Here is an 8,242-nt window from a genome sequence, read left to right as displayed (position 1 = left end):
CGCCGCCGGCTCGGCCGGGGGGAGCCCGGCCAGGCCGGTGGCGAGGTCCGCGCCCGCGATCCGCCCCTCGACCACGCGCGCTGCGAGGTAGCCGCGGACGACGCCACCCTCTCGGACCAGGAGCCGGGCGCCGGTGTAGTCCGCTCCCCCGGCCAGGACCAGGTCGGAGCCGTCCAGCTGGACCGTGTCGAGATCGAGCAGCCCCACCCAGCGGGCGTCGGCCCCCTCGGGCGCGCCGTGCCATGGCATGGCGGCGGTCAGTGTCGTGGTCATGCGTACCTCCCGGGGGTGGGGACGACGTCGCGGCGCAACCGGAGCAGGCCGGTCGTGCCGATCAGGGCTGAGCAGCCGGCCGAGGCCAGGACGGCGAGCGCACCGCCCGCCGCGCCGAGCACCGGAACGAGTGCGACCAGCAGCGCGACCAGCAGGACGGCACAGGCCGCGTTGGAGACCAGGACGGGAACGACCCGCCGCTCCGCGCGCAGCAGGGACGACCACACCGAGTAGACGCTGCGGACCACCGAGCCGGCGGCGAGCAGCCCGACCACGGCGGCGCCGAGAACGGGGTCGTAGCCCCGGCCGAGCAGGCCGAACATGACCGGTGTCGCCACCGTGACCAGCACGCCACCGGCGAGGACCACGACGAACACCTGTCGCCACAGCCGGAACGCCATCGCCACGCTGCCGGCGCGATCGGTGCTGGCGTGCTTGGCCAGTGAGGTCGCGAAGCCGACCGTGATCTGGTCGAGCGCGACGCTGAACTGGTACGCGAGCGCGTACAGGGCGCCCTGGACGGGGCCGGCCAGCGCGGTCACGAGGAACGGGGTGAGCAGGCCCGCGCCGAGCAGCAGCCCGATCGCGAGCGAGTCCCGGACCGCGAACACCCCGAACGCCCTGACCAGCACCCGGACGTCCGCGATCGCCGGCTCGGCCGGCTCGTCGGCGGCCAGGAAGCGCGGCAGCAGGACCAGCACGCTGACCAGCACCGCGGCGGCCGCGGGGTAGATCGTGGCCTGCAGGACCGGGTGCGGGACGGCCAGCAGCGGGAGGGTGAGAACGAGCGTGAGGGCGAGCTTGGCGAGGTTCGCCGGGCCGTTCACGAACAGCGTCCAGCGGGCGCGTCCCAGGCCGGCGAACATCTGGTCCTCGATGTTGAAGACCGCCCAGCAGATCGTCATCGCCGTGATCGCGGCGACGAGCACCACGGTGTCCCCCGGCACGTTCAGCAGTCTGCCGGCGAGGAGTCCCGCGACCGCGCCGACGACAGCCCCGACGACCAGGGTGGAGGCCAGGGCGCGCCGGACCAGGAAGCCGCGCAGGCGGCCTGCGCCGGGCAGCATCACCACCATCGACGAGCCGATGCCGCTGGAGGTGACGGCGCCGGCAGCCGAGACCACGGAGATCAGGGCTGCGTCGGCGCCGAGCACGTCCGGGGCGACCCGCAGCGCCGCGACGATCCAGAACACGAAGCCGATCGCAGCGGTCACCGCGTAGCCGCTGAACAGCCACAGCGAGTCGCTCCGGATCGCGCGGCCGAGCCGGGCGTGAGCGTCCAGCGTCTCGGCGGGGGCGGTCATGCGGTCCTCACCTCCAGCGGCGCCCTGGGCTCCCGCGCCACCGGGGTGACCTGGCCGGCGACGGTTCCGCGCAGGTAGCCGAGACCGGCGGCGAGGACCGATGTGACCAGCCCACCGGCCGCCCTGGCTCCGCCGCGAAGGGGGTGCCGCAGCTCGCGCAGGACGGCGCGCGGCACCGTCCTGCGGACGTAGTGGCCCTCGGTCGACAGCGCCTCGGCGCCGGTGACCATCCGGGCCAGGGCCGCCTTCGACAGGCCCTCGCCGTAGCTGCGCCGGACCAGGTAGGCGAAGCTGGTCCGCTCCCTGGTGACGTGGTGCCGCACGACGGCCGGTGCGACGAAAGCGATCCGGCGGGACGGTTCACGACGCCCGATCCGCAGGCACGCCTCGGTCTCCTCGCCGCCCACCGGGTGGCGGCCGACCCGGCCGAGATCCCCGGAGAAGCCGCCGACGGCCCGCAGCGAGTCGGTCCGGAACGCCATGTTGCAGCCCATCACGTTGCGCACCCGTCCGGAATCGGGCTGACCGGCGAAGCTGCACCCCACCACCCACCACAGTTCCTCGGGCAGGTGGGCGGGACGCCGCCCGTCCGGCCACACCGGACGGGCGACCCCGCCGGTGGCGACGACCTCAGGGTCGGCGAACGGCGCAAGGAGGGCGTCCAGCCAGCCGTCGGCGGGACAGGCGTCGTCGTCGAGGAACACGACCAGCTCGGTGGTGACCAGCTCGAGGGCGGTGTTGCGCGCCCCGGACAGTCCCCGGGAGCCCCTGTTCGGGACGACCGTCACCGTGGGCCACGCCCGCCGTGCCTGCGCGTACAGCTCATCGTTGTGGTCGCACACCAGGACGGTGTGCACGGAGCCGGGGCCGGCCAGCACGGTGGTGAGGGCCAGCTCCAGCTCTGTCCAACGCTGGAGCGTGTATGCGCAGATGACGACGGTGACGGGCGCGGGGCCCGTCATGCCACCGCCCTGATCTCGGCCGTGCGCTGCGGCGTCCCGCTGGAGCGGGCGTCCTCGCGCTGGACCAGGCGGGCAAACTTCAGCCGCTCGTCGATCACCGTGCGCAGCACGCGCAAGCCGTCGGAGACGGCGTGCAGGTTGCTCTCGCCGAAGATGCGCAGCTTCTCCACGCTCGGCACCTCGGTGATTGCGAGACCGAGCATCGAGAACCGGCAGTTGAGGACGGTCTCGATCTCGAACCCGTCGCCCCACAGCATGGTGTCGGTGGCCGTCCCGTCGATGCGGGTCGCAGGGAGCCGCAGGTCGGGCACGACCCGGCGCCAGAAGGCGTTGTAGCCGTAGCACAGGTCGCTGAACCGGGCACCGAGCAGGAGGTTGACCAGGCCGTTGAGGCACCAGTTCCCCGCGCGACGGATCCGGGTGATGTCGTCGCTGCCGCCGCCGGGGGCGAAGCGGGTGCCTTTCGCGACGTCCGCGCCGGCGAGCAGCGCGTCCACGAAGGCGGGGATCTCGTCCGGGTCGGCCGAGCCGTCCGCGTCGAACATCACGATGATGTCTCCGGTGGCGTGCTCGAACCCGCACACCAGGGCGTTGCCCTTCCCCTTGCGGGTCTGGGTGATCACCTCGACGCCGGGACGGACCGACCTGGCCACCGCCACCGTGTCATCGACCGAGTGGCCGTCGACGACTAGGATCTGGTGCACGTCGGGGAGCAGGGGCAGCACGACCTCGAGGTTTCTTGCTTCGTTCTTCGCCGGTACGACGATGGTCACGAGGGGCTTGGTTGGCGGAACACGGTGGTGGTACACGGGGGTGCCTCCTTGGTCTGTTCGGGGGGATCAACAGACGGCACTTCCTCGGGCCTGTTTCTAGGCTAGGCACGTCGGCTGCCGGGAGTCCATGCGCTGGCCGGAGGGGAAACGAGGTTGGAACATGACCGCAAAACCAGGCGCGACTTCAGCGCAGAAACCCACCCTTCGGCTCGTGCCGTCGGCGGAGGGGGCCGAGCCGGCCGACGCGGACGTGTGTGTCTGCGGCCACCCGAAGAGTGCCCACGAGCACTACCGCAAGGGCACGGAGTGCGCGCTCTGCGACGTCAGCGTGTGCGGCGCCTACCGCCCGGCGAAAGGCAAGCGCTCCTGGTTCCAGCGCTGAGCGTGGCCCCGCGGCGCGACTGGTCGAGCCTGGGGAGCCCCCTCGGCGCGTCCGGTCAGCCTCGGTGGCCGCCTGAGCGACTCGACAAGCATCCACCTTAGGCATGAGTCGCATTACCACTACTCGTTGGGGCTTCGGCCCTTCAGGATCGCGGTCGCCTCAGCGCCAAGAAGGGGGTGGTCGCGCAGGGCCGCGACCACTGCCCGCCCTCGCTCACGACCGATCCGGTTGATCGGCCGCAGGAAGAACAGCCGCGAATCCCCTCGATCCTCCCGCCCCACCAACTCGACCAGGTCGTCGAACTGCTTGGGGCCGGCCGCACCCGAGAGGGCAATGGCGACCGCTACCTCCTCGGCCTCCGTCCGCGGGGAGAGGTAAATGGCTCTCAAGCGGTCCCAGTACGGCTCGGCCGCTCTCGCACACAACGCTTGGCCAAGCGCGTCCGTCGTGAGATCCGGATACCCGCCACGTTCGAGATGTTCTACCAACACCGGCAGCGCCAACGCGTACCCAGCCAGCTTGGGATACACCTCCCAGACCGACTCCACATCGACCCCTGCCGCATGCAGTGCTCGGGTGAGCGGAACCTCCGCGACGGCCAGCATCTCTGCTTGGGCATCCGCCTCCGCCTCCGCCTCGGCCAACCGGCGCTGGTAGTCCTCATCCTTCTCCAGCGCAGCGAGGAAATCCTCGGTTGAAGGCCGAGCTCTTTCGTTCACATCACCACCCTGATCACCTGATTCCGCACTCGGCCACCACACGCCGGAGCGGTCTCGAGAGCCTAGGCCTTGTCCGGACTCCTCGTCGAGGGCCATCGTCCGCGCACGAGGGCCAGCACTCGCGTCGAGAGCTCCTGCCGTGACGAGGGCCTCGACGGGAACCGTGGCCCTCAGCAACCACAGATGGCCCCGAAGCCGTCTTGTGCCGGCCGGCTCACAGGCCCGCGGGGCCAGCCGGCCGGGTGGGTCGCGACCCTCCGTCAAGCCCAGGCCGGGCACGCTCGACCACTCGAATCAGCAGCCGGGATCCCTGCCGCCCTCGGCTGACCGACCTTGCGCCCGGCGGACGGCTGCGGAGGGGCAGAGATGGCCAGCACTCCAGTTGGGCGAGTCCGGGGTTTGGACGCGGAGTGCGGTGGATCAGCGGCCGGCGGGCTCCAGGGCGAGCCGGTCCCGAACCACCTCGGCGAGGCGATCGGCGACCGCCTGGGCGCGGCCGGCGGTCTCGGCCTCCACCATCACCCGCACCAGCGGCTCGGTGCCGGAGGGGCGCAGCAGCACGCGTCCGTTGCGGCCCAGTTCCCTCGCCGCGGCCGACACCGCGGCATTGACCACCGGGTCGATCCCGGCGCGGGCCTTGTTCACGCCGGGAACGTTCACCAGCACCTGCGGGAGCCGGGTCACCACCGAGGCGAGCTTCCGCAGCGACTTCCCCGTCCTGGCCATCTGGGCGGCCACGTGGAGCGCGGTCAGGACCCCGTCGCCGGTGGTGGCGAACTCGCTCATGATCACGTGCCCGGACTGCTCGCCCCCGAGAGTGAAACCGTTGGCGTTCATCGCCTCCAGTACATAGCGGTCGCCCACCTTGGTCTGGTCGACGGCGATCCCCGCATCGCGCATGGCGTTGAGGAAACCGAGGTTGCTCATCACGGTGGCCACCACGGTGTCCCCGTGCAGCGCGTGGTCCTCCCGCATCGCCAGCGCCAGGATGGCGAGAATCTGGTCGCCGTCGACGATCGTCCCCATGTGGTCGACGGCCAGGCAGCGGTCCGCGTCCCCGTCGAGCGCGATGCCGAGGTCGGCCCGGCGCTCGAGCACGGCCTCCTGCAGCGACGTCATGTGGGTCGAGCCGCTGTTCAGGTTGATGTTCAGGCCGTCGGGGGACGCATGCAGCGGGATCACCTCTGCGCCCTGCGCCTCGAACGCGGCGAGAGCGGTCATGCTGGCCGCACCGTTCGCGCAGTCGATGACGACGCTGAGTCCTTCGAGGCTGGAATCGGCGCCGAGGCTGGCCACGAGGTGGGCGACGTAGGCCTCGATCGCGCCGGGATCATCGCTCACCCTGCCCACGCCGGCGCCGGTGGGACGCCGCCAGGCCTCGGCCATGCGCTGCTCGATCGCGTCCTCGATGTCGTCGTCGAGCTTGACGCCGCCGGTGGCGAAGAACTTGATGCCGTTGTCGGGCATCGGATTGTGGCTGGCCGACAGCATCACGCCGAGATCGGCGTCCAGCTGGCCGACGAGGTGGGCGACCCCGGGAGTGGGGATCACGCCGAGGCGCACCACGTCCACCCCGGCGGACGCGAGGCCGGCCACGACGGCCGCCTCCAGGAACTCGCCGCTGGCGCGCGTGTCTCGCCCGACGAGAGCCCTGGGCCGGTGGGCGCCGAACGCCCCCGCCTCGGCGAGGACGTGCGCGGCAGCCACCGACAGCTCGAGGGCGATCTCCGCCGTCAGTTCGAGGTTCGCGACACCGCGGACCCCGTCCGTTCCGAAGAGTCGAGCCATGCCCGACCCCAGGTCAGCGCTTGCTGTACTGGGGAGCCTTGCGGGCCTTCTTCAGGCCGGCCTTCTTGCGCTCCTTCACGCGGGCGTCGCGGGTGAGCAGGCCGGCCTTCTTCAGGGCCGGGCGGCTGGCCTCGGCGTCCACGGCGTTCAGTGCACGGGCAATACCCAGGCGCAGCGCACCGGCCTGGCCGGTCACGCCCCCGCCGACGATCGTCGCGATCACGTCGTAGGCGTCGACCACCGCGGCGGTGACGAAGGGCTCGTTCACCGTCTGCTGGTGCAGCTTGTTCGGGAAGTAGTCCTCGAGGCTGCGGCCGTTGATGGAGAACTGGCCGGTGCCCGGGACGATCCGGACGCGGGCGATGGCCTCCTTGCGGCGGCCGGTCGCCCCGGCGGGCGCGACGACGGCCGGACGGCCGCCCGGCACCGCGGTGCTCGGCTGCGCCTCGGCGCGGTAGGCGATCTCACGTTCGCCCTCAACGAAGGGCACGACCTCGTCGGCCACGGTCTCTTCGGCGGTCTGCGTCACTGTGCTTCCTCGGCTCACTGAGCGATCTGGGTGATCTGGTAGGGCTGCGGCTTCTGCGCGGCGTGGGGGTGCTCGGGGCCGGCGTAGACCTTGAGCTTCTTGATCTGCTGACGAGCGATCTTGTTCTTCGGGAGCATGCCCCACACCGCCCGCTCGACGGCCTTGCGCGGGTCGGTGGCGAGCAGTTCGCCGTACGGCACCGACTTGAGGCCGCCCGGACGACCGGAGTGGCGGATGGCCAGCTTGTCGGTGGCCTTGTTGCCGGTGAGGGCGATCTTGTCGGCGTTGACGACGATCACGAAGTCACCCGTGTCGACGTGCGGGGCGAACTGGGCCTTGTGCTTGCCACGCAGCAGGGTCGCCGCGGTGACGGCCAGCCGCCCGAGGACAACGTCCTCGGCGTCGATCACGAGCCAGTCCCTGGTGATCTCGCCAGGCTTGGGGCTGTACGTAGACACGGGTCTTCGACCTGCTTCCATGAGTGTGTGCTCTGTCGTGCGGTGCGGGGTCAGCCAGTGGCGGACCACAGCGCAACAGCGCCTTAGATTACCGTGCCCGGATCGGAGGGTCAAAACTGGCGACCCGGTCGTTCGGGCCACGCCCGCCGGATCAGCGCAGCGAACTCGCGATCGCCACCAGATCGACGGTCTTCCAGGTGCCGTCAGGCCCGCGGCGGGCGACGTTCCGGCCGTCGCAGGTGACCAGCGCCCGGTCTGCGTCGTCCGGATCGACCACCAGTCTGCCGGCTGAGCACTCCTCGCCGCTGTCCAGCTCGTTGTGCCAGCGGTGGTCGGGATCCAGCCTGTCGACGAGGTGGCGCGGGGACGCACCGTCGGCGGTGCGCACGTGGGCCAGGTAGCACACCTCGCTGTTCGCGCACGCCAGAACGGTGCTGCCATAGCCACCGGTGGTGTAGCGCTTCGGCGCGGCCGCCTTCGTCCACGTGGCGCCGCCATCGAAGGAGCCGAGCCAGAGCACGACGTCATCGGCGAACTCCACCGACGCATAGAACCTGCCGCCCTCCCGATCCACCCCGACGACCGCGAGGGCGTCGGTCCGCTGCGAGGAGGCGCCGAGCCGCTCACCGAACAATGCCGTCCCGCCGACGATCAACAGCGGGGTTCCGACCAGCACACCAACCACCACCCCGGCCAGCACACCGGCCGCCAGGAGACAGCCCTTGCCGCCGGGTGGATTCGCCGGGGCGCTCATCGCTGGCCCGCGGCCGCGTCCGCACCACGTCGAGACAGGCCCGGCACCGCGGCGGACGACGTCGAGGTTCCCGCACGGCTCCCCGGCCGCCCGGACCGGGCCGTCCGCCTCCCCAGCATGAAGCCACCCTAGGCAGGTCCCACGCCGCCCGCCGGGCCCGCCCCGAATCGACACCGATTCGTTACCGGCAGGGGACGCCACCTCGGCGACGCGCTCCCGAGGCTCTCGGGACCCCGCCGTGCCCCGGCTCCGGTGCGCCAGCCCCGCCCGGCGCCCTCCGGTCGGCTGCCGGCCCGTCGG

At 71.6% G+C, this 8,242-nt stretch carries 10 protein-coding genes; 1 reads left to right on the top strand and 9 read right to left on the bottom strand.

Annotated elements, in window-relative coordinates:
* From QM633_RS11265 to QM633_RS11250, 4 genes are all read right to left on the bottom strand, one after another.
* A partial coding sequence (locus QM633_RS11265) for a hypothetical protein (protein WP_415153852.1) occupies window positions 1–273 on the bottom strand: 273 nt, incomplete at its 3' end.
* Entirely contained in the window at window positions 270–1,577 is a 1,308-nt protein-coding gene (locus QM633_RS11260) for a hypothetical protein (RefSeq protein ID WP_415153851.1), read from the bottom strand. The genes QM633_RS11260 and QM633_RS11265, both read right to left, overlap by 4 nt.
* Window positions 1,574–2,539 (bottom strand): glycosyltransferase family 2 protein, encoded by a 966-nt coding sequence (locus QM633_RS11255; protein ID WP_415153850.1) that lies wholly within the window; start codon window positions 2,537–2,539, stop codon window positions 1,574–1,576. The genes QM633_RS11260 and QM633_RS11255 overlap by 4 nt, the downstream gene beginning before the upstream one ends.
* The gene (locus QM633_RS11250) at window positions 2,536–3,312 is read right to left on the bottom strand and encodes a glycosyltransferase family 2 protein (RefSeq protein ID WP_415153849.1); all 777 of its coding nucleotides are present in this window, start codon (window positions 3,310–3,312) and stop codon (window positions 2,536–2,538) included. The genes QM633_RS11255 and QM633_RS11250 overlap by 4 nt, the downstream gene beginning before the upstream one ends.
* 160 nt (window positions 3,313–3,472) lie before the next feature.
* On the opposite strand from QM633_RS11250, the gene QM633_RS11245 reads away from it, so the two are divergent.
* Window positions 3,473–3,694 carry a hypothetical protein gene (locus QM633_RS11245; RefSeq protein ID WP_415153848.1) on the top strand — a complete coding sequence of 74 codons (222 nt, stop codon included), beginning with the start codon at window positions 3,473–3,475 and terminating at the stop codon, window positions 3,692–3,694.
* A 119-nt stretch (window positions 3,695–3,813) separates the two neighbouring features.
* Here the strand turns inward: QM633_RS11245 and QM633_RS11240 are convergent, their stop codons facing one another.
* The 5 genes from QM633_RS11240 to QM633_RS11220 form a co-directional block, all read right to left on the bottom strand.
* Window positions 3,814–4,413: a hypothetical protein gene (locus tag QM633_RS11240; protein WP_415153847.1), complete on the bottom strand. Its 600-nt coding sequence runs from the start codon at window positions 4,411–4,413 to the stop codon at window positions 3,814–3,816.
* Between the two features lie 420 nt (window positions 4,414–4,833).
* Window positions 4,834–6,201, bottom strand: coding sequence for a phosphoglucosamine mutase (gene glmM / locus QM633_RS11235; protein ID WP_415153846.1), 1,368 nt, complete (start codon window positions 6,199–6,201; stop codon window positions 4,834–4,836).
* 13 nt (window positions 6,202–6,214) lie between these two features.
* On the bottom strand, window positions 6,215–6,730 hold the full coding sequence (gene rpsI / locus QM633_RS11230) for a 30S ribosomal protein S9 (RefSeq protein WP_415153845.1): 516 nt from the start codon (window positions 6,728–6,730) through the stop codon (window positions 6,215–6,217).
* Window positions 6,731–6,744: 14 nt separating this feature from the next.
* Entirely contained in the window at window positions 6,745–7,188 is a 444-nt protein-coding gene (rplM, locus tag QM633_RS11225) for a 50S ribosomal protein L13 (RefSeq protein WP_415153844.1), read from the bottom strand.
* Window positions 7,189–7,339: 151 nt separating this feature from the next.
* Entirely contained in the window at window positions 7,340–7,942 is a 603-nt protein-coding gene (locus tag QM633_RS11220; protein WP_415153843.1) for a hypothetical protein, read from the bottom strand.
* Between the last annotated feature and the right edge of the window lie 300 nt (window positions 7,943–8,242).

It is taken from the genome of Propionicimonas sp. (assembly GCF_047606205.1).
Taxonomy (GTDB): Bacteria; Actinomycetota; Actinomycetes; order Propionibacteriales; family Propionibacteriaceae; genus Propionicimonas.
The sequence above is the reverse complement of the archived record's forward strand: the minus strand, read 5'-3'. Positions and strand labels throughout refer to the sequence as shown.

What these genes read in the sequence shown, in the direction of transcription:
- QM633_RS11260 (WP_415153851.1), bottom strand. Translation starts at nt 1,577, where the DNA reads ATGACCGCCCCCGCCGAGACGCTGGACGCTCACGCCCGGCTCGGCCGC.
- glmM (WP_415153846.1), bottom strand. Translation starts at nt 6,201, where the DNA reads ATGGCTCGACTCTTCGGAACGGACGGGGTCCGCGGTGTCGCGAACCTC.
- QM633_RS11220 (WP_415153843.1), bottom strand. Translation starts at nt 7,942, where the DNA reads ATGAGCGCCCCGGCGAATCCACCCGGCGGCAAGGGCTGTCTCCTGGCG.
- QM633_RS11255 (WP_415153850.1), bottom strand. Translation starts at nt 2,539, where the DNA reads ATGACGGGCCCCGCGCCCGTCACCGTCGTCATCTGCGCATACACGCTC.
- QM633_RS11245 (WP_415153848.1), top strand. Translation starts at nt 3,473, where the DNA reads ATGACCGCAAAACCAGGCGCGACTTCAGCGCAGAAACCCACCCTTCGG.